General features: G+C 48.1%; 15 protein-coding genes. 7 read left to right on the forward strand and 8 right to left on the reverse strand.

The annotated features are described in order from the left end of the window. The first annotated feature begins 79 nt into the window (after positions 1 to 79). From RF679_RS11155 to RF679_RS11165, 3 genes are all read left to right on the forward strand, one after another. Positions 80 to 880: a substrate-binding periplasmic protein gene (locus tag RF679_RS11155; protein WP_309480704.1), complete on the forward strand. Its 801-nt coding sequence runs from the start codon at positions 80 to 82 to the stop codon at positions 878 to 880. Positions 881 to 1,005: 125 nt separating this feature from the next. Then, positions 1,006 to 1,833, forward strand: coding sequence for a peptidylprolyl isomerase (locus RF679_RS11160; RefSeq protein WP_309480705.1), 828 nt, complete (start codon positions 1,006 to 1,008; stop codon positions 1,831 to 1,833). A gap of 398 nt (positions 1,834 to 2,231) precedes the next feature. Further along, the gene (locus tag RF679_RS11165) at positions 2,232 to 2,687 is read left to right on the forward strand and encodes a lipocalin family protein (RefSeq protein WP_309480706.1); all 456 of its coding nucleotides are present in this window, start codon (positions 2,232 to 2,234) and stop codon (positions 2,685 to 2,687) included. 107 nt (positions 2,688 to 2,794) lie between these two features. Here the strand turns inward: RF679_RS11165 and RF679_RS11170 are convergent, their stop codons facing one another. Together RF679_RS11170 and RF679_RS11175 are read right to left on the reverse strand one after the other, a co-directional pair. Further along, positions 2,795 to 4,192, reverse strand: a complete 1,398-nt coding sequence (locus RF679_RS11170; RefSeq protein ID WP_309480707.1) for a YfcC family protein — start codon at positions 4,190 to 4,192, stop codon at positions 2,795 to 2,797. A 21-nt stretch (positions 4,193 to 4,213) separates the two neighbouring features. After that, complete coding sequence (locus tag RF679_RS11175) at positions 4,214 to 5,350, reverse strand: succinylglutamate desuccinylase/aspartoacylase family protein (protein ID WP_309480708.1); 1,137 nt, start codon at positions 5,348 to 5,350, stop codon at positions 4,214 to 4,216. Between the two features lie 573 nt (positions 5,351 to 5,923). Between RF679_RS11175 and RF679_RS11180 the strand changes: the two genes are divergently transcribed. The 4 genes from RF679_RS11180 (at position 5,924) to RF679_RS11195 (ending at position 12,000) form a co-directional block, all read left to right on the forward strand. Further along, the gene (locus RF679_RS11180) at positions 5,924 to 6,913 is read left to right on the forward strand and encodes a MurR/RpiR family transcriptional regulator (protein ID WP_309480709.1); all 990 of its coding nucleotides are present in this window, start codon (positions 5,924 to 5,926) and stop codon (positions 6,911 to 6,913) included. Between the two features lie 116 nt (positions 6,914 to 7,029). After that, positions 7,030 to 9,729, forward strand: coding sequence for a TonB-dependent receptor plug domain-containing protein (locus tag RF679_RS11185; RefSeq protein ID WP_309480710.1), 2,700 nt, complete (start codon positions 7,030 to 7,032; stop codon positions 9,727 to 9,729). A 213-nt stretch (positions 9,730 to 9,942) separates the two neighbouring features. Next, positions 9,943 to 11,358, forward strand: coding sequence for a cyanophycinase (locus tag RF679_RS11190; protein WP_309480711.1), 1,416 nt, complete (start codon positions 9,943 to 9,945; stop codon positions 11,356 to 11,358). 168 nt (positions 11,359 to 11,526) lie between these two features. Further along, positions 11,527 to 12,000, forward strand: a complete 474-nt coding sequence (locus tag RF679_RS11195; RefSeq protein ID WP_373921675.1) for an Mpo1 family 2-hydroxy fatty acid dioxygenase — start codon at positions 11,527 to 11,529, stop codon at positions 11,998 to 12,000. Between the two features lie 177 nt (positions 12,001 to 12,177). Here the strand turns inward: RF679_RS11195 and RF679_RS11200 are convergent, their stop codons facing one another. From RF679_RS11200 to gcvP, 6 genes are all read right to left on the reverse strand, one after another. Then, on the reverse strand, positions 12,178 to 12,513 hold the full coding sequence (locus RF679_RS11200; RefSeq protein WP_309480712.1) for an energy transducer TonB: 336 nt from the start codon (positions 12,511 to 12,513) through the stop codon (positions 12,178 to 12,180). Between the two features lie 243 nt (positions 12,514 to 12,756). Beyond that, positions 12,757 to 15,063, reverse strand: a complete 2,307-nt coding sequence (locus RF679_RS11205; RefSeq protein WP_309480713.1) for a M9 family metallopeptidase — start codon at positions 15,061 to 15,063, stop codon at positions 12,757 to 12,759. A 648-nt stretch (positions 15,064 to 15,711) separates the two neighbouring features. Further along, positions 15,712 to 17,715, reverse strand: coding sequence for a serine hydrolase (locus RF679_RS11210; protein WP_309480714.1), 2,004 nt, complete (start codon positions 17,713 to 17,715; stop codon positions 15,712 to 15,714). Positions 17,716 to 18,090: 375 nt separating this feature from the next. After that, a complete protein-coding gene (locus RF679_RS11215) occupies positions 18,091 to 18,534 on the reverse strand; it encodes a hypothetical protein (protein WP_309480715.1) in 444 nt (147 codons plus the stop codon). Between the two features lie 91 nt (positions 18,535 to 18,625). Further along, positions 18,626 to 19,114, reverse strand: a complete 489-nt coding sequence (locus RF679_RS11220; protein WP_309480716.1) for a hypothetical protein — start codon at positions 19,112 to 19,114, stop codon at positions 18,626 to 18,628. Positions 19,115 to 19,397: 283 nt separating this feature from the next. Next, positions 19,398 to 22,277, reverse strand: a complete 2,880-nt coding sequence (gene gcvP / locus RF679_RS11225) for an aminomethyl-transferring glycine dehydrogenase (RefSeq protein ID WP_309480717.1) — start codon at positions 22,275 to 22,277, stop codon at positions 19,398 to 19,400. Between the last annotated feature and the right edge of the window lie 147 nt (positions 22,278 to 22,424).

Below are 22,424 nucleotides of genomic sequence, written 5' to 3' on the forward strand. Positions count from 1 at the left end.
TAATTGCCGAACAGAAACAAAAATAGAAACAAATTCAGCCAACTCGCTGATAAATCCACCGTTGACTATCAGCAGTTTTATGGCGCGCAACTCTCTCACACAATACTTACTCATACTTTTCACCACCTTGCTGGTGAGTTTGCTGTTCGTCCAAGGCAATGCTGCCGCGCAGACTCGTGTGCCACTACTTTTCGGTGAAAATAAGAATGAGAAAGGTGAATACGTTCCTATGCCCGAACGATTCACCAAGATGTTTCAATTTGTCGAAAAAGATCTCAACATCAAATTTGATTTTCAAATGTACCCTTGGAACCGCGCTATCAAAATAGCGAGTACAGATGGTGGTGTCATTTTTGGATTAAGTCGAACACCTGAACGTGAAAATCTATTTCATTTCTCAGAGCCAGCCCTACACAATTATTTATGGTTGATCACACGCCACGATCGACAATTTCCTTTCGATGAAATTGCCGATTTACGCGGAAAAACGATTGGCGTCGTCAGAGGCGCAAGATACGGTGGCGAATTCGATGAGCACAAAGGAAAACTGTTTCGTATCGATGATGATATCGATGCCTATGGACCCCGTTTGCAAAAGGTATTGAATGGTCGCGTCGACGCGATGCTTATCGCAAGCTCATCGAATGATGCAAAAGAAGTCGAACGCCAAGTCAATATGATTAAGATCGATGAACGCGAACGCGTTTCCGCATCGAACAGATTTAAAGTTTTATCGTCTCCGGTACTACGCGACGGCATTTGTTTTGCTGCACTCAAAGGCAGTAACGATGCGTTGGTGGATCGTATTTCAAACGCACTCTTAAAGTATCACGCTCTCGATCTCAAATCAGCGAAAAGCCGTGGCAAGGCCCAACGCTAGAGATCCTCTTCTGGCGATGACAATCGCCTACAAATTTCCACAAAGTTGCGACAGTCGCACGATGTTTTTAGTGCGGCGCATTCTCTATACTCTGGGCTTCATTCATTTCAGCAGTGGAGTACACTTTGAAGTCTATCGCACTCTCAATTCTTGCTCTGAGCCTCCTCAGCGCATGTGGTGGCGAATCTGCACCACCGCCCAGCAACAAAGTAAAAATTACGAGCGTCACCTCCGACCAATTGATCTATCGTAAAAATACCGTTTTCACGGTAAAAGGTGAAAACCTGAGCGATGGCTTCAACATGTCGAACAAAGCATGCTTGACGATTTCCGAACTGACCGGCGGCACCAATACACAAAAAACCTTTAGCTGCAAAATTGTGGGGGTGGGTCAACAGTCGTTCGTCATCAGCGATGCAGCCGGCAATTCCCTCTACGCGGAAACCTTGAACGTTCCCCTCAGCAAACAACCGCAGGTGACGATGACAACATCGCTGGGGACCGTGGTGCTCGAACTCAATCCGGCCAAAGCCCCTGTCACGGTCGATAATTTCTTGAATTACACAGAGTCTGGCTTCTATGTGAATAAGATTTTTCACCGTATCATCAGCAATTTTGTCATTCAAGGCGGCGGCTATACGGCTGATTTAAATCTCGCTACCACTCAAGCGCCGATCAAACTTGAAGCAAACAATGGACTCAGCAACTTACGTGGCAGTATCGCCATGGCACGAACATCGGCCTTGGATTCCGCAACTTCGCAATTCTTTATTAACGTTGTCGACAACGTTTCACTCGATACGAGCAGCGGTGGCTATGCCGTGTTTGGGAAGGTCATTAGCGGCCTCGACATCGTCGATAAAATCAAAGCTGTTCCCACTGCGACTCGCAATGGACTTACCGATGTGCCAAACTCCACCGTTCTCATCAATTCCATGGTGCAGACACAGTAATGGAATGTAAAGCGCGCGGCTCGCACAACCAAGCGCACACTGTTCGTTGATCACGAATAAATTGGATTTTTCGATTCAATTACTCCCTCTTTAGGCTGACTTCATGTCAGCCTTTTTTTACCCCGTGCAAACGATCACATCACTTTGCATTTTCTAGATTCCCTCGCTTGTTGGTAAAAAGGCGCTTTCTATCGATTTACCCCGACATGTTGGTCATGTCGAATACTTGACCCGTAAAAATCGCTTAAGATAGATCTCAGTGCCTCCATCTCACACACACTCGTGTTTTTTCACATTTAACACACTCAAGACTTATGAAGACTTCCAGACTTTTTGCATCACTACTCTTGATCGGCACTCTCAGCTCGCTGGTCGCCTGCAATGAGGAATATGCTCCGATGCCCACCGTCGACAGTGTTAACCTCGATCGCTACCTCGGTAAGTGGTATGAAATCACTTCGATCCCCAACCGCTTTCAAGCCATGTGCGTCTCAGACACTCGTGCTGAATACGTCAAAGATGGCGATCGCATCAAAGTCATCAATCGTTGTCGGAAGCAAGACGGCAAAATTGAAACCGCTGAAGGCATTGCAAAAATTGTCGATGGCAGTAACAACGCAAAACTACGAGTCAGTTTTTTCAGACCGTTCTATGGAAATTATTGGGTATTAGATCTCGACCCTGATTATCAATGGGTCTTAGTCGGAGAACCTTCACGCAAATATGCTTGGGTTCTGTCACGCAACATGCAAGTCGATCCACAAACTCTGCAAAAGTTGATGCAAAAGGCAGAGAGTCTCGGTTATCAAGCGACACAGTTTAAAGCCAGTGTGCAAGCGCAGAGTATCGACTGAAGATTCTTCAGCAACGACTTAAGTGAAAAAGCCTGCCATTCGAAATTTCATCGTCAGCGTAATGAAGCTTCGTATGACAGGCTTGTTTAGGACCAGGCAATCGCACCTTACCAAGAGATCTGGCAAGCGAATGCCAGCATAATCAAGGCTAAAACGAAGTAGATCAACTGCAGTGGAATCATCCACTTCGCCCATGTCGTCCAAGGGATGCGCGCCAAGGCGAGCACACCGACCGTGATGCCAGAAGTTGGAATCATCGGTGTCGTAAATTCACCGAATTGAAAGGCCAGCACCGCAGTCTGGCGCGACACACCAACCAGATCAGCCAGCGGTGCCATGATCGGCATAGTCAGCGCTGCTTGACCACTTCCGGAATGAATAAAGAAGTTGATGACCGATTGAATCACAAACATTTTGTGCGAAGCGATCACCGCACTGTCAGACTGCACCAATGGCATCAAGTGATACAACATGGTGTCAATGATCTGCGCATCGCGTGCCAAAATCATAGTCGCGCGAGCCAATGCGATCACCATCGCAGTGCTTACCAAATCTTTCGCGCCATGCATAAAGGCTTCAACGAATTGATCCGCTGTTAAACGCCCCACCACACCGACCGCAATCGCCATACCCAAGAACAAGGCCGCGATCTCGTTCACAAACCATTCATACTTCACCACACCCAACACCATCACTGCTAGCGTTCCAACGAACATCAACAAGACGGCCTTATGAGTTCCGGTCATTCCTTGAAAATTCGCTAGCTCATCATTCTTCAACTCGCGACGACGCTCCTGATCAATCGCAAAAGTCGGGCTCAACTCTGGTCGCGCCTTGATGCGAGCAGCGTACCAACTCAAGAACATAATCGTCAAAATGGTGGCCGTTGCCCACACAATCAAACGAAAACCAATGCCCGAAAATACAGGGACACCAGCGATTCCTTGGGCAATCCCCACATTAAAAGGATTCAAAAAGGCCGCAGCAAATCCGACTTGTGAACCGACAAAGGGAATCGCTACTCCCGTAATCGAGTCATAGCCTAGGGCCAGAGCCAAAGGAATGAAAATCATCACGAAAGGAATCGCTTCTTCCGCCATACCGAAACTCGCTCCACCGAGGGAAAACAGAGTCACAAATACGGGGATAATCATGGCGCGCACTAGGCGCGAATGCGTATGCGCTTTGGCGACGGATTTAATCATGGAATCAATCGCCTCGGTTCTTTGCAAGACAGCGAATGCGCCACCGACGATCAAAACAAATCCAATAATTTGAGCCGCCTCTACAAAGCCTTTAATTGGCGACATCATCAAGTCCACAAAGCCTTGTGGGTGACTTGCAATCACTTGGAAAGAAGATGGATCAACCACCGTCTTCCCATTAATCACTTGCGTTGCATACTTCCCACCTGGCACCAGCCATGTCGCCAACGCTATCAACGCCATCAGGCCAAATAACAACACGAAGGTATTCGGCATCCGTAATTTTTTCAGCATCATCATCTCCTCGATTCCATGCTTGACTTATGCCGACAATAAATTACCAGTGCGGTAGGCATGTTGGCCCGCCACTTTGGCAATCCTCGCGCCTGCGTGCACATAACGACGAGCGATGCGTGCAAACAGAACGCCGCTCACGCTCGCACGTAAGGGAGTCACCTCCGCTGTGATTGGATCGATCAAATCAGCAATCACTTCGCCTGCTTGTATCATAGATCCAAGCGGCTTTGTGAAGGCCACGATGCCAGCATGTGGAGCCACCACGGGTTCGACGCCTTCCAAGGGTGTCGCGACACACAAAGCTGGAGGCACAACTTGATCGACACCTGTTCGATCTCCCACTCGCGTAATATGCCCTTCATGTTCGAGGTAGGCGATGATGGCTTCGGCATCGCGCTGCGCATCTTCATGCGTCACATCGGTTTCACCACGTAATTCCACAGTTAAAGATTGGCAAGCCAGAGGAATCGATTTACTTTGACCGTAATGATCTTGGAGTTCCCACCAGTGACGCGAACAAGAATCATCGAAGGGATCATCACCTGGGAGTTTTGAAATCAACAGCGCGTGAGCTTGTAAAAAACCTGCGAGAGGAATGCCGCGCTCGGCTAACGGCGCCCCCGTATAAAGATGCATGACCGCTTGATTATCACAATGCAGATCCAACACGATGTCAGCATCAATCGCAAGCGATTGTAGAGTCTTCTTCAGTTGTGCAGTCTCATCATAAGCGGGTACTTCGGCGAGAATCTCGGCTGCGGTTCGACGAATTAGCTGTTGATTAAAGGCTGGGTCACCATTCAGTTGATCACCAATACGTCGGATTAATTCTGGCGTGAGATGCTGATACCCGCGATTGAAATTAATGCCGGTCGCTAGATCAAAGCGTCCAAATGCCGTGCCTTGAATATCTTGATTCAAGCCAATTGGATTCGATACAGGCACCAACACGATACTCCCCTCAATGGCGCCGGCCTCCTCAAGTTCACTGAAACGCTTTCTCAAGTAATGGCTAACAAGCATGCCGGGAATCTCATCAGCATGTAGAGATGCTTGAATATAGGTTTTCTTACGAGTTTGATTTCGGCCGAAATGCAAGCTCACCAATTGACGCTCACTGCCGGCACTTCGATTTTTCAGAACATGAATTTCACTACGCATATGAAACACTCTCACTTTTCGTTTTTAGTAACGCTCCCAATGAGCCGCTGCGATCAAGCGACTCGCGCATGTTTTCTTGAATGACGGCGTAACCTCCGCGCAAACGCATAGCAATTGCTGCTGGAATACCACCATTGTGGGCCTACTTGAAAATTCTTTGACACAGTCACCTTACCCTAACGCAGCCAACAAACCAACGCAAGGTAGGTAGCATCTGAAATTACAACAGGCTTCTCTTTCTATTTGAATTCAGTCCTAAATTTGAATTCAATCCTAATACAGTGTGAACGTCTCAAGTTTTACCAAGTTCAACGCTCAGAATAGACATTAGATTCATCTCTCTTACAGATCCATACGGTGCACGTATCAGGAAAATCTGCCCCTGATTCAGCTTGTCGGCCATTCTTGAAGCTTGTGACAGCTTGTGACAAATTATGAAAAAGTTCATGTCTGATTTTTTACACATTTTAGCGTTATGAAAAAAATCTGACAATAACTATTGAAATTTATTTTGTTTCGTTCTAAAGTTCAGTCACAGCAGTTTTTTACATATTTTTTTCAAATTAAAAATCAATGAAAAAAAATACGACATTGGAAACGCAGGCGGCAAATGCGGCGCAAGATAGCAATAACACCAGCAACTCTCCTGACTTGGTGTTTGCAAAGTCTAGTCTCGGCAACGCCTTGCTCGCTCAATTACAAGAAGGTTCAGCATCTTATAAACGTATCGCTGATTACCTCTTGCGCAACCAGGTCAAAGTGACTGCACTCGGAATTGAAGACATGGCCGCGCAGTGTGATGTTTCCACTGCAACCATCAGCCGCTTCGCACGTGATCTCGGCTTTGCCAACTATGCGGCGCTGAAAAACCAAATTGCAGAAACCGTACAAGCGATTTTCTCTCCCGTCGAAAAACTACGTAATACCATCGAAGGTAAGAAACCAAGTAGTTCGCCTGCCCAAGCGAGTCTGCAATCAGCGTCGGCCAATATCAATGCAGCGAGCAATGGCCTCGAAGAAGATCAAATGCAGCAAGTGGTCAATAAACTGTGCAAGGCGGGCACTGTATACATTATGGGTTTTGGTATTAGCGCCCATATCGCAGGCATGCTCGCTTTGCATTTACAACCGTACTGCAACCGCGTGGTCGAGGTGGTGACTTACGGCGGTACCGAGGTTGCGGCCGGTAATTTGGCGAATATCACAGACAAAGATGTTTTGGTCGTGATTTCATTTCCGCGATATGCGATTGACGTTATCCGTTTAACGCAATTTGCGCGTCACCATTCAACCTGCATTGTCGCCATCACTGATTCAGCAGCCTCCCCCTTGGCTCAATTAGGGGATTATCTTTTATTAGCACCGAGCACCCATGCTGTTTTATCGAGTAGTTCAACCGCTGCGATTGCAGTGATTGAATCATTAGTGAGCAGCATCATGGTCTCCAATAAGAAAAACGTCGAGAAAGCGATCCGTTTAACGGAAGCGATCTCAGGCTATTTACACAATAACGATAACACCTCAAGAACCATGCAACTGGAAAGTCGCAAGCCGAAAAAGTAAGTCTCTAGCGCCACCCAATATCTCTGATTTATCGCAACAAGCACTGCCAACAGTGCTTGAGGGGATCTCTTTTTCGCAAAATTTTTGCAGCATTATTTAAACAGAGGAGTTAAGAAATGAGTCAACAGCAAAAGGCATCCCAAGGCTTTCCTTTGGTGCCGAAGAAAATAACCGCAGCCACGTGGTCGGCACTGAGCGTCATGGCGATGTTCAGCTTGAGTGATAGTGTCTACGCGCAAGAGAAAGCGGCAGAACCTAGCGTCCAAAAAATCGAAATTACCGGTTCTTCGATTAAGCGCATCAATGCTGAAACTGCCTTGCCAGTGCAAGTGATTAACCGCGTTGAAATCGCCAAGACAGGTGCGACCACAGCTGAGCAATTGCTCACAACTCTGAGTGCCAACACCGGTTACACGCAAGAGTCCGCCAGTATCAGCGACAAGCCTGGCTCAAGTGGTTTATCGGGTGCGAACTTGCGCGGCTTGGGTGTTTCTTCAACACTGGTTTTGTTGAACGGCCGCCGTCTCGCTGCCTTTGCATTTGGTGGTGAAGGTACCGATTTGAACTCGATTCCTTTGTCCGCTATCGAGCGCGTTGAAGTTTTGAAAGACGGCGCTTCAGCGGTCTATGGTGCGGATGCGGTCGGTGGTGTCATCAACTTCATTACACGCAAAGATTTCACAGGTTTCGAAGCAAGTGTTGGTGGCATGCGTACCAAAGAAGGTGGCGGTGGTGATCGCACAGTCAGTCTCTTAGCGGGTTTCGGCGATTTGAACAAAGATAGCTACAACTTCTTCGCCAGCGTACAGCATAAAAAGAATGATCAACTCCGCACCGCGCAACGCGACTTCGCAGTCAGCGCATGGCGTCCATTGGAAGCACGCGGCTATCCAGATAACTTCACTTCCGCTAACACCTTCCCTGCTGGCATGTACTCTGTCTCTGGCAAGAAATACTTGGGTAACCCAAGTGCTCCAGACTGCGCGCCACCAGCCAGTATCAATATCAGCGGTGCCTGCCGTTTCGATTATCAAGCCGCAGCCGATATTTATCCTGAATCAGCAAAAACAAACTTGATCAGCCGCGCCACTTTTGCATTGGACGCAGATCACACCATCTTTGCAGAATTCACGGCCTCAAAGAATGATGCTAAATATCGCCTCTCGCCAACTGGGGTCAATGGCAATACAGGCACCAGCAGCAGTGCGTGGACTTATCCAGCTGGTGGTCCTTTCTACCCAGCTTACTACGTCAATTCAGCTGGTGTGAAAGTCGCGACTGACGGCAAGGCATTTAACGTTCGTATGCGTCTGGTTCCTGGTGGCGCTCGCACCAACGGCCAAGAATCCGATCAAACTCGCCTCCTGCTCGGTAGCGAAGGTACGATCGCGGGTTGGGATTACAACACGGCCTTTGCGCGTTCCGTTTCGGAAAACACTCAAACTTTGACGAATGGTTACTATGATCGCGCCAAACTCTTGGCTGCATTCAGAACTGGCAAGATCAATCCATTCGGCGAACAAACTGCCGAAGGTCAAGCTTTACTGGATTCAGCCGAGCGCAACATCGATGGCCGTAAAGGTAAATCGACAAGTGACGTCTTCGATGCGCGTTTCACTCGCGAAATCGCACAAACTGATGCTGGCCCAATCGGCATGGCAACCGGTATCGAATTCCGCCGCGAAAAATTGGAAGACAATTCGTCTGACGAAATCTTGGCTGGTACGATTTATTCAACTTCTAAATCGCGCCGCGTCAGCGAAACACGGGATGTCAAAGCGATTTTCACTGAATTCGAAGTGCCATTGACAAAAGAACTCAGCGCGCAAGCCGCACTGCGTCATGACTCCTATGGCGGCAACATCGGCAGCTCGACCAATCCAAAATTGGCACTGCGCTATCAACCAAACAAAGACATCTTGTTCCGCGCGTCGTTTGGTACTGGCTTCCGCGCGCCGACCATGAAAGACCTGGATCCATCGAGCGTTGAAACTTCCACTGGTGGCTTGTACTTCGATACGATTGGCTGCGCCAAGTACAACTCTCAATGTTACAGCGATCAGATCCCAACAACAGAATCTGGTAACCCGAACTTGAAGCCAGAAAAATCCAAACAGTTCTCGTTTGGTATGGTGTGGGAACCAGTCCCATCGTTCTCTGCAACGATCGACTACTGGAGTGTTCGCAAGACAGACGTCATCAAATTCGCACCTGAAACTTTGATCGATACAGATCCTGCTTATGTCGAAAAATCGATCACACGTGACAGCGATGGCTATATCTTGAATTGGGCCTTAACAGCACAAAACCAAGGTAAAGAAACTAAGAGCGGGATCGACATCAATCTTGCCTATCGTCTGAAATTGGAAGGCGCAGGCAAGCTCACAACACGTTTGTCTGGCACTTTAATGACGAAGAGCGAACAACAATTTGCTGAAGGTTCGAAAGTGTTCGACAACCTCGGCAAATGGGGCTTTGAGTATGTCACTCCAAGATGGCGTCATCGCTTGAGCGCAGATTGGGATGTTGGTTCATGGGGCTTCACGTTGGCGAATAGCTTCCAATTACATCACGAAGATCAACAGCTTGATCCAAACGGCAAGCGCCCGACGGTGGCATCTTATAGCCTGTGGGATTTGCAAACCGCCTATTACGGCTTTAAAGATATCAAGATCAGTGGTGGCATCATGAATTTGGCCAATACCAAACCACCATTCTCGAACCAAACTTTGACTTACTTTGCAGGCTTCGATTCGACTTATGTAGATCCACGCGGTCGTTCTTTCTACATTCGTTTGAACTACGCCTTCAAGTAATCTGAGGTTCGATATCAGTAATTTGTTTTACCTTGTAAGTAGTAATTTGTAGTAAGCCGGTCGTCTGGGTTTGGTGTCACTATCCTCCAGTTCCACACTCAGACGATTCGGTAGTATCGTTTTCTTGTGCGGTATTTCTCCCGCATTTAGGGTAGCATCACTGCTACCCTTTTTTTCGTTAAAACCAATTGAAAGATTCGGGATAGAAGTGACATGATGAATCAGCTTTACACTCTCGTTCGCAATTGCACCGTGAATTTATTTGGCGAAATCCAACCGATCATGTCGCCATCTTCTATCACATCTTCGCGAACTAACATCCACATTCTCGGACCTAGCATGACACTTGCCAAACTCATACTTCTGGGATTTCTGCTTTCATTCGCGAATGCAAAAGCCAGCGCCCAATCTGTGAACTCCCCGACTGAGGTTAAAGGCAAACTGCTCATCATTGGTGGTGCACTGCGCTACGACAATCAACAGGTATGGCAGCGTTTGATCCAAGAGGCCGGTGGCACCACGGCACAGTTCGCAGTGATTCCAACCGCATCCGGCAATCCAAACAAAGCGGCACAGCTTGTGGTCGACAATATCAAAGCCTACGGTGCCAATGCCTATGTCGTTCCACTCTCTGAAAAACTGCTCGATGAGACTGGAAAATCACAAACACAACGGCTTACACGGTCAACGGAATGGGTCGAAAAAATCAAGAATGCACAAGGCATTTATTTCACCGGCGGCGATCAAAATCGCATTACCCGCGTACTCTACGATGCCGATGGGAAGGCCACGCCCTTGCTCGAAGCGATCTGGGACATGTATCGACGCGGAGGCATTATCGCAGGCACCAGCGCTGGCGCAGCGATCATGAGTGAAACCATGTTTGCCAATGCTGGCTCTGTACTAAAAACATTGCAGCAAGGTGCACATCGAGGAAAAGAATTTGATCGGGGTCTTGGTTTCATCGGGCCAGGAATTTTGGTTGACCAGCACCTCATCATCCGCGGTCGTTTTGCGCGGATGCTGCCCGTCATGCAAGCAACATCGATTCCTCTTGGTCTCGGCATCGACGAAAACACGGCCATGTTGATTCAACAGCAGCGTGAGATGGAAGTCATCGGTTACAAGGGTGCGATTGTGTTGGAAATGCATCCCGCGAACGCACCAGGAAAATCGATCCCGTTCGCCGCGCATGACATTCGCATTCACTATCTCACCCATGGAGACAAACTCGATTTACGTTCCAAACAGATCACGCCCAGTAGCGACAAAGAGCGCTTGGTCGAAGCGCAATCAGAGGAAGCCGACCAACTCATGAGCACCACCAGCAATATTTTGGCGAATACCGCCGTGGTCGAACTAATGAGCCAGCTGATCGAAAGTCCTGCACAGGAAATGGTCGGCCTCGCTTTCGATGCCAGCAATTCCCCTAATTCCAAGCCAAAAGCCTCGGTTGGCTTCAAGTTTACATTTAGCAAGACGCCAGAAAGTCGCGCCTATTTTTCAAGCAAGACGGGCATGGAAGCCTATACCATCCAAGGTCTGAGACTGGATGTCACGCCGATACAAATGCCAAACCCGCTTTACACTGAGGAAGCAACCCAAGAGAGCATTAAGAACAAACATTAAGAACAAACATCAAGGACAAAAAAAGAGCGAACTTAAATCGGTGCGCTTTAGACAAGGAACCTATCGACAACGATTTTGGTAACCCAACTCTAAATCGCACAAACCCGCTTATCAGTCTCGGCGTTTTGTCGTAAGCTTTCGCCATCCAACAAAAACAAAGGAGAGGACATGAGCGATTCTTTACCTTCAGCTGCTGCACCGCAAAAGCAAGAGATGCGCGAAGTAATAAGACTCTTAAGCCACTATGCCGAGAGCCACCGAAATCCCACCAACGAAAAAATTCATTTTGTGTGCGTGCCGGTGATTGTGTGGACCGTGCTAGGCTTAGTATGGTCAATCCACCCATGGGCGGCCTACGCGGGTGCTGCGCTTGCCCTGATTTACTACGTCACCTTATCGATTCCATTTGCCTTCGGGATGACAGTGATGGCTAGTATCATGCTGCTGATCTTGCAAAATATTCCCCAAGCCTATGTACTACCAACGGCCGGCGCTGTTTTCGTCATCGCTTGGATAGGTCAATTTATCGGCCACAAAATCGAAGGCAAGAAACCGTCTTTCTTTGAAGATGTTCGCTATCTCTTGATTGGTCCTTTATTCGTCCTCAGCTTTTTGTATCGCCGTCTAAACATTCGGTATTAAGCTATTGAGATTGAGGCGAACGAAGATTCTCGATTCGACGAGTCTCACAGCAAGCAATCAAAAGCAAAAAGCCGCAGTTGACGCTGCGGCTTTTTCGTTTCTTGACTGAGCTGTCAGAGCACTAATGAGGTTTCGCAATTCTGATTCCCTCATTGATGCGCCCTCTTTTCATTCAGATTAAGAAAGGCTCCAAATGTGTTCCAATTTTGCCCAAGCCTGTTGTGGCTTGCCGTCTTTCATCCCTGGCTTAAATTTGCAAGAGGAATAAATTTTAACTGCTGCTTTATCTAGAGTTTTGGAACCGCTGGTTTGATCCACTTTCGAATCAACTACGCTGCCATCTGGCCCCACCAAAACCGACAACATCACTGTACCTGTTTCTTCATTCATCAACGCGGATTTTGGATAGACCGCTTTTTCGCAAGTTTGTTTTTCAACGACTGGTGCAACCTCTGCAGCATTCACAACACCGAATACACTCACGAGACTCAAAGCTAAAATTACGTTTTTCATATCACAATCACGGAAAGAGTTGAACAAATGCCCACTGGAAACTATTTCCACATGGAAAGGCAACATTGTAAGCAAACTTTTTCCACATGGCAACTGCTTTGCCCATTTTCTTAGCAAAAATCTTGGCCTATCGAGTTGATATGGTCGTTTGAATAATAAAAAAGCCAGAAGCTCAAAAAGAACTTCCGGCTATGAAATTCAACCCCGTTGGGAGACCGCGGGTTGAACCAGGTTCACCCCGACCTAATCGTAAGTAGCACTCAAAGTCACGCCAGAGAATGGCTGTTTAGCACGGAGCACAATGTAGTACCACTGACCTGCTGTAGGCGTCGCCAACAAGACACTTTCATCATTCCCTGCTTTCAACGATGCGGCGTCATAAGATGTAGTGCTTGGATACGTGCCTCTCTTCACATATAAGTCCACGTCGCCGGTACCGCCATTGGTGAACAAGCGCAAGTTTTTCGCACCAGTTGGCAGCATGATGTAAGCGTAGGCTTGCGAACTAGAACTCCAGTTTTTGATGGAACAGTTTTTACCAAGTTGGCTAGTCGAAGAACACGCAGGCAAGCTGACGACTGGTGTACTTGGCAAAGGTGGTTCCCCGGCAACCGTCGCTGACTGCACCCAGTTAGCGAACTCGGTATCGTATTTGGTGCCGATCGCGTTAACGTAATTTTGGTAACCCGCGTAATCACCAACACGGAACTTCGCAACCATCGCATCGATATCAGCACGATGTTTTTCATTCATAAAGCGAACTGCCATGTAGCCCCAGCGGTAAGCGCGAGTGACATAGTCAGACATCGAATAAGTATTACCAAAAATTGTGCTGAGTTTATAAGTCCCAGTCTTGGCAACATCAATCGCTTCTTGGTAATTATTTTTGTGTGACAAATATTCTGCGACACCTTCAATCCACCACACTGTCGGTTTGGCAGTACCTGCAGAAAAATCACCTGCCATATCAAAGCGGCCGTCGAGATAATGCACATACTCATGTTCCAAATTCCAAACTGAGAAGTTTGGACGCAGCCATGAAGCTTCATGGGCAATAAAACGCGCTTGGTTATTCACTACAGAAGGATCGCCTTCGAGGTACATACCGCCATTGTCGGTACCAATGCCATAGATCGCCCCAGCGTATTTACTGTAGTTGGTGTAGTCATCAAACACGACCAATTCCAAAGACTTGTTATTGTCATTCGCGACTGGCGTGTTATTCGTAAGCAGCATCTTATGGAAGTAAGTTTCCTCGGCACTCAAGATTGCACATGAGTCTTGCATCTGCTGCGTCGTCATGTCTTGTGCTCGAATCTTGACCGTAGGGCTACAGGTATAGCTGTATTTCAACACCGCATCGGCCAATTTCGTTTGATAGCCGCAAGTGCCATACTCAGCGCAATTCGCGCTATCGTAATAATCAACCGCTTGCGCCGCGTTCAGCCATAAATCACTATCTGATCCCGTCATACTTGAAGTCGCCAACTGATTTTTCACCATTGGCTTGACCACCGGCAGTAAGCTGCTGTACTTCATAAAGCGGAACGCTTCGTTTTCGGTGTCAGACAACTGATACGCCACACTAGAACCCAACAAGGCAGCTTTGTTATTGACTACAAAATTGTTCAAGGCAGTTGGATAAGACGCATCTTGAATCAAGCTCGCAGCATTGGCGCGGTCATGGGCGTAAAACAAGACGGTCAAAGCACCAGTGAATGCACCCGCTGCCGAACTCTGCAACAAGCCATTCGCTGCACTCGGGTTTGATGGTGTATTCGTGTAACGAACCACCAAATTCTTGACGCTTGGAAGATAGTAGGCTTCGTCATTGAGGTTAGTAATCAACTTAAAAACTTCGTTCGCCGTATTACCCCACGCAGCATTGGGATTGTATAAAACCGAACCATCGACCAATTGCTTAATCGGTGTACGTAGATTGGTCATCACACTGGTCGCTGGTGCTGGAATCGTGCCGCCTGCCGCCAAGTAATAGCCAGCGCGTAAATACAAAGTCAGATTCACTAGAGCGATATTAGTCGCATTGTAATTGGTGGCTTCCTGAGCAAAACGTGAGGCGACCGCATTCATATTCGTCGCCGAATAGATCGTCGAACCCTGCGACGCAGTCAAAGAAAACAGACCATACGTGCATTCTGGATCTGGCAAGGACACCAAATAATTTGCCAGAGCTGCACCGCTATAGCTCGCCAAAGTTGTCATGTCTTTGCAGGCGGTGGTTGGTGCTGGCGCCATCAAAGAGCCGACACGTGCATTGGCCGTACTTTTTACATTCGCATTTGAGTTTGCATATAAAGCCTGCAAATCTTTTTTACTTTGCGGCAGGTTAAACTGCACTTGCGCCGCACTCGGTGGCAAAGGACTCGGCGTTTTCGGCCGTGGTGCTTGCTTCGCCGGTTGATGATCGTGCTCATCAGCCAAACGAGAAGAACGCTTCAACAATTCCCCCGCGCTCGCCACACTGCAAAAATTCGCCGCAACCAGTGCAGCCACCATCAAGCTATTGATGTGATTTCGTTTCATCGACATTTGTAAACTCCCTATTGTTGTTGTCGCCATGAGTCTGAGATGTTCAAGAAGATCATCACAAACCCAGCACTCGCGGAGCCCATTTAAGACTCCGCCCCCTCCCAATCGAACCTGTCCATGACAGCTTCATTGAAGATACTCGTTTGCCTTCCCCTCCCTTAGAAGAAAGCCGGTAACAAGCGAGGTGAACCTATCTTATAAATATATCTAAGAAATATCAACGATATATGAACAACAAAAGATAAATGAAAGACTGGTCAATACAAAAACAGAGTTAATTCTGGAAAGCTAAAATTTTGTGAAATTTTGAACGGGCTAGAAATTCAAAACCCAAATGAAATTCCAAAAATCGTCGCAAATTGGCGAATTTCCCATGGGAATCATGGCGATTCATGCAGTTTTATTTGGTGAATCGAGGGGGGATTGCTTGTAATTAGTTGCTTAATTGGTTGCAATCGAATGTGGAGTGTTTCTGTAGGAAGCTTGGTTGTGGTGGCGGTGAAATTTTTGTCGCCGGAATGTCGTGGGTACCCAGATGGAAGAAGACTGCACCACTGCTTCCATTAATCAAATGGGTGAAATACTGCTGCAGACTTACTACCAACCGCATGCATTTCACCCATCCTTACTTAACCACTACAGCGAAAATTAAGGCAATTTCTTCGCCGGCATTTCGCGGCCACCTTGTAGCAAGACCAGCTGTGTCACTTTTCCATCGGCCGCTTTTTCAAAACGTAGTTTGGCTGGCACGCCCACCGCTTCGAACAAATCAGGTTCCACCGCCATAATTTCGACGGTTCCCTGCCCTGTTGCTTGTGTCAAAAAACGCTCGCCGTCGCGGCTCACTGTCAAGATGAAGTTCGGTGCCAGCTGATACTGGCCGACATATTGGTCAAAGACTTCGGCACTGATTTTCAATGCGGATGTTTTCGCTTCAGCTTTCTTTACGATGACACGTTTTGCCGGAATGTCTTGTCCGCCTTGACTTAAGATCAGTCGATTCACTTTACCATCAGCAGATTTTTCAAAGGTGACCTTGGCGCCGACTTCTTTCGAGACAAAAGCATTCTGTGCGACGGCGGTCATGTAGATCGATCCTTGCCCCGTGGCTTGCCCAACGAATCGATTTCCCTCGCGGCGGATATTCAAGATGAAATTCGGTGCCAATTCATAATCACCAACATAGGTATCGAACACCTCGGCTGCGACTTCCACGGCTGGAGCCTCTTTCGCGATTGCTTCATTAGTGCGTTCATGATGAGTCACTGTACCATTTTGGTAGACAAGCGCTTCGATCACAGCGCCTTGTGCGTTCTTAACGAACTCCACGCGCAGCAAGGAGGTATTATCTTTGAAAAAGCCTGTGGTCGAATACGCTTGCAAGACAGTGGTCGGCCCATTGGTGCGCGACATCATCAACTTATCACCATCTCTGACAAACTGACGACGATTTTTCTCATCGATTTTGTAAACACCAACATATTGATCGAGCACTTTGGCATCGAGTGTGATCGCTTTAAATTCTGGAATCGTTTTACCCATCGCCGCCGCAGCGAGACGACTCGCGACCATACTCGAGGCCGCCAAGCCACTCTCGGCATTGGTCAACACCGCGACATAAATTTTCTCTTTCGGTAGACGCAGTGCAAAGGTAGCGAAACCATTAATGCCACCGCCATGAGAAATCATAGTAGAGCCTTCCAGCTCGCCGATGCTCCAACCATAACCGTAGTCGGTATTTTTTCCGTTGGTCAGTTTGTAGTTGGTGAACGCGCGTTTCCAGCTACTTGGTTTCAACAATTTACCCGCACTAATCGCCGCATCCCATACCGCTAAATCATCGACGGTTGAGGTCAAAGAACCCGCCGCATACGGTTGAGTCATACTAATCATTCGACTCGGTTCAAACCCATTCGCACCGGGCGCATGACCTGCTGCATGCGAATGTTGGCTACGTTCATAGCCTTCATAAGCTGTGTTTTTCATACCGAGTGGCACGAAGATACGCTGCTCAACAAATTTGGCGTACGGTAGGCCACTCGCTTTTTCAATAATCGCGCCGAGCAGGAAGTACCCTGAGTTACTGTAATTCCACGTCGATCCTGGTTCAAATTCGAGAGGATCATTCTTGAAGCTCGCGATCATTTCATCGACCGTCATGTCTTTGGCGATGGTACTCACAAAGCCAGGCTTACTGGTGTAATTCGGAATGCCAGCAGTATGCGTCAGCAAATGTTCGACAGTGATTTTCTTACCGCTCTCAGGGTAATCGGGAAAAAACTTTTGGAGATTGTCAGAAAGCGACAACTTTCCCTCTTCCATCAACATCAAAATACCCACAGCAGTGAATTGCTTCGATACTGATCCAAGGCGCATCACATCATCCGCTTGCATTGCGCGTTTTTCCGCCACACTCGCCAAACCATAACCTTTACGCAAGAGCGTTTTGCCGGCTTTGGTAACGATTACTGTCGCGCCTGGTTCATTAGATTTGTAGAAGCTAGCACTAATCGCATCGAGCTGCCGCGCGATCGATGCTTTCGCTGCTTTTTGCTCAGCAGCGGGCATAGGCGGTTGAACGTTCTCAGCAAAGCTATTAAGCGTCGGGAACATCAATAGTATTGCAAGACAAAGCGGTTTCAATGAGCGCATACGATCCTCCTTAAAAATGGTGACTTTACTTGCTTATGTAGTGAAGTGGAAATGGTTTGCGATGAAATGGCGCCTTGGTGGTGTGAAATCGACTTTGTGTACACGAATGCCTTAGATGGTTTCATTGATCCATCTTCGGCACTATCGTTATGGGTGTTATCGAGATGCGGCTGCAAATCAAATTCATCACAGAGCGGAATAATGGACGTATCGTTTGAACAAGATTCTTTGATCAGCCAAGCGCACAACTAAGCCACAATTTATCGTATCCAAGCAAGCTAATAGGTATCGGCCTTCACAGACGCTTAACATTGGACCTAACTGGCATTCGAGCACCAAGACAAGGTGTATTTTTCATCGACGTCGAACAAATGTTTAAAGACCATGCTCGCACTCCAAAACGATGTTGGCACGTTGCTGAGGCTGAAAAGTCTGTTCGTATTCGTCGAGTTCTGAACCAAAACCAAATCCGCGCGGATGTTTTGGATTGCGCACATAGATCAGGATGTCCGGCGGCTTCTGCAGTGCTTCGAGTACGGAGAGTACCTTAAGGCCTTCAATAAAGACCGGGCGGCGTAAGGCCAAGCGGTGGCCGATGATGCGATCAATCTCTGGCTCACGGTGAACGAGCCCACCCTCTGCAAGAAAAAGATCCAATTCGACGAGAGATGAATTGAAGTACCAGGCCAGGAATCGACCAAGCGTAGTCTTACCGCTTCCTGAGCGGCCGTCTATTGCTACGACCTTCGCCGGATGGCTGGTCAGCACCTGCTCGAGTTCCGCCGCAACTCGATCAAAATCAGAAGGACGTATTGGCATGACAATTAACGCAAAAGTGAGGGGATGCGCTCTTTTGCGCAGTCCCTCTGGACTGGCGAATTAGGCCGGATTGTCCTAGAAGTATCGTCTCTCATTCTCTTGAATGCCTCGTTTGTTTAGCAGTTGCACTTATTCCGGAAGCAAACCATACGCATACCATTGAGGTGAAAAGATCTAGTATTTCTTTTGGCTCAGTTGGCTCCTCAAGATCGGAACCACAACATTTCTTCAGATATTGAGAGAGAGGAAGCAAGTCTGCTTGTGTGATCTTGAAGTCGATATTGTGACTAAGCTTGTTCCGAAGACTGTTCAGATGCTTTATAGCTGGAATGGAGTTGTACTTCTCAGGGTAGTGATCTGTTGCAAGAAGCGAGACCTTTTGCCCAAAAGTTTGTTTGGATGCATCCCAATCTAATTCTGGGTATCGGGTCTTCAGGTATTCATCAAGGTAGTGCTCAATAATCAGGTGGCAAGACAGAAAGTAGCCAAGTAACTCGTAGTTCAAATCCTCAAGCCGTTGCCACTTGACTTTGCCATCGCGGATGTCACCAACTAGTGGAGGAAGACCGGATCGCTTCATACGAGCATAACTTGTTTAAAAGTGGAAACACCAACATTAACACAAACATGCATTATAAACAATGCAGTTACAATCATCTCGAAACACCGATGAACACTCACTCCGAATTGTTAAACTGCACAAAACCTCAGTTCAACATAAGGAACCTTGAACGGACGTCGAAGCCCCTTTGGAAAACCTTGGTTCGATCACCAGCATCATACCTCCAACAGAAATTTAAATAAAAAAACGGGCATGCTCACACATGCCCGTTTTTCTACCAAACTAAAACTTCAACGACCAATTACTCGTAATCACTCATCGGTACGCAAGCGCAGAACAAGTTGCGGTCGCCGTAGACGTTGTCTGCGCGGCCGACTGGTACCCAGTATTTTTGCTTACGCAAGGAGGCTACTGGGAAGGCTGCTACTTCGCGGCTGTAAGCGTGGTTCCATTCGTTGGCGACCAAGACTTCTGCCGTGTGTGGCGCGTTCTTCAGTGGATTGTCTTTGGCGTCGAACTCACCGCTGGCCACTTTCGCGATTTCTTCGCGAATCGTGATCATGGCGTCGATGAAGCGATCCAATTCTGCTTGAGATTCGCTTTCTGTTGGCTCGATCATCAAAGTACCAGGCACTGGGAAGCTCATGGTTGGTGCGTGGAAGCCGAAGTCCATCAAACGCTTTGCGACGTCTTCATTGGAGATGCCAGTCGCATCAGTCAATGGACGCAAATCCAAAATACATTCATGCGCTACCAAGCCATCATGACCTGTGTACAGCACTGGGTAATGTGGAGCCAAACGTTTCGCAATGTAGTTCGCTGCCAAGATCGCTGTTTCTGTCGCCGCTTTCAAACCTTCTGCGCCCATCATGGCGATGTACATCCACGAGATTGGCAAGATCGATGCAGAACCGAATGGTGCTGCGCTGACGGCGGAAATACCCTTCTCGCCACGTACATAACCATTGGAACGTTGATTTGGCAAGAATGGTGCGAGGTGCGCGCCAACCGCGACTGGGCCTACGCCTGGGCCGCCACCACCGTGTGGAATACAGAATGTTTTGTGCAAATTCAAGTGGCTCACGTCGCCACCAAACTTACCTGGCGCAGCTACGCCAACCAAGGCGTTCATGTTGGCGCCGTCAACATACACTTGGCCACCGTGGGCGTGGATGATGTCGCACAGTTCGCGGATGCCTTCTTCAAACACACCGTGGGTTGATGGATAAGTCACCATCGCCGCCGCCAAATTGGCGCTGTGTTTTTCTGCTTTGGCTTTGAGGTCCACCAAGTCTACGTTACCGTTTGCATCGCAGGCAACGACCACAACTTCCATGCCCACCATTGATGCCGATGCTGGGTTGGTACCGTGTGCAGACGATGGAATCAAGACGATGTTGCGGTGATGATCGCCACGCGATTGATGGTAAGCCTGAATAATCAACAAACCAGCGTATTCACCTTGTGAACCCGCGTTTGGTTGCAAAGACACTGCATCGTAACCCGTTGCCGCGCACAACATGGCTTCGAGTTGATCAATCATTTCGCGATAGCCAACGGTTTGATCGTTCGGTGCGAATGGGTGGATGTTAGAGAATTCTGGCCAGGTCACTGGAATCATCTCAGAAGTCGCGTTCAACTTCATCGTGCAAGAACCGAGCGGGATCATAGTACGATCCAAAGCCAAATCTTTATCTGCCAAGCTACGCAAGTAACGCAGCATTTCATGTTCTGCGTGATAGCGATTGAAAGTCGGGTGCGTCAAGTAGCTGGTTGTACGAGCCAATGCTGCGGGGAATGCATCTGCAACACTTGCTTCAGTCGCGTCAAACGCTGGCACTGCTTTGCCTTGACCGAGGATAGTCCACAGAGCTTCGACATCAGCACGTGTTGCTGTTTCGTCCAGCGATACACCAACTTGTGTCGCGCTAATTTCACGCAAGTTGTAACCGGCTGCCTGTGCTGCTGCGTGTACTGCTGCTGCGTCTGCGACATTGATGGTCAAGGTGTCGAAGAAAGTGCTATTTGCAATCGCAACGCCCATTTGTTTCAAACCAGCAGCCAAGGTGCCAGTCAAACGATGTGTGCGTTCCGCGATTTGTTTCAAGCCTGCTGGGCCGTGATACACCGCGTACATCGATGCGATCACTGCCAACAATACTTGTGCTGTACAAATATTCGATGTCGCTTTTTCGCGGCGGATATGTTGTTCACGTGTTTGCAAAGCCAAACGGTAAGCTTGTTTTCCTTGCGCATCGACGGTAACACCGACCAAGCGACCTGGCATGGATCGTTTGAACGCATCTTTCGTGCCCATGTAACCTGCGTGTGGGCCACCGAAACCGAGCGGCACACCGAAGCGTTGGCTGTTACCAACGACCACGTCAGCACCCCAAGTGCCTGGTGCTTCGATCAAGGTCAATGCCAACAAGTCTGCAGCAGCGATGACCATCGCGCCTTTTGCATGCACGGCTGCGGCAAATTCGCGGTAATCACGGATTTCGCCATCAACGCTTGGGTATTGCAAGAGTACGCCGAAGCACTCGTTTTCTAAGGCTTCGTTGGCTGTCAAAGTACGTACTTCAATGCCCAATGGTTTGGCGCGTGTTTCGATGATTTCGCGTGTTTGTGGCAAGACGTCATGCGCGACGTAGAACACGTTTGAGTTCGATTTACCAACACGTTGGATCAAAGTCATCGCTTCGGCAGCGGCGGTACCTTCGTCGAGCATAGACGCATTCGCGATGTCCATGCCTGTCATATCCATGATGACTTGTTGGAAGTTCAAAATCGCTTCTAAGCGACCTTGAGAAATTTCTGGTTGGTATGGCGTGTAAGCCGTGTACCACGCTGGGTTTTCAAAGATGTTACGCAAAATCACGCCTGGCGTATGCGTGTTGTAGTAACCCTGACCAATGAAAGACTTGAGCACTTTATTTTTGCTCGCTAAGGCTTTCAATGTCGCTAAAGCTTCAGTTTCAGATTTCGCCTCTGTAAATTGCGCCAATGGCAAAACGTCTTTACGACGAATATTCGCTGGAACGAGCGCATCGATCAAAGCCGTGCGATCCGCGTAGCCCAACACTTTGAGCATAGCAGCTTGTTCTGCTTCAGATGGGCCGATATGACGGGCAATAAAGGCATCATGTGCCTCAAGTTGGGAAAGGCTAGTACGTGTCATGGTATTTGTGGGTATGAAAAACAGAATTCAAAAATAAGAACAGCTACGCTAGCGAAGCTGGCTTAGTCCCCTCTCCCGCGGGCGGGAGAGGGTTAGGGTGAAGGAGGTTCGGAAAAGATAAATTCTTTACGAGGCGCTCATCAAATC

It is taken from the genome of Undibacterium cyanobacteriorum, assembly GCF_031326225.1.
Classification (GTDB): Bacteria; Pseudomonadota; Gammaproteobacteria; order Burkholderiales; family Burkholderiaceae_D; genus Undibacterium; species Undibacterium cyanobacteriorum.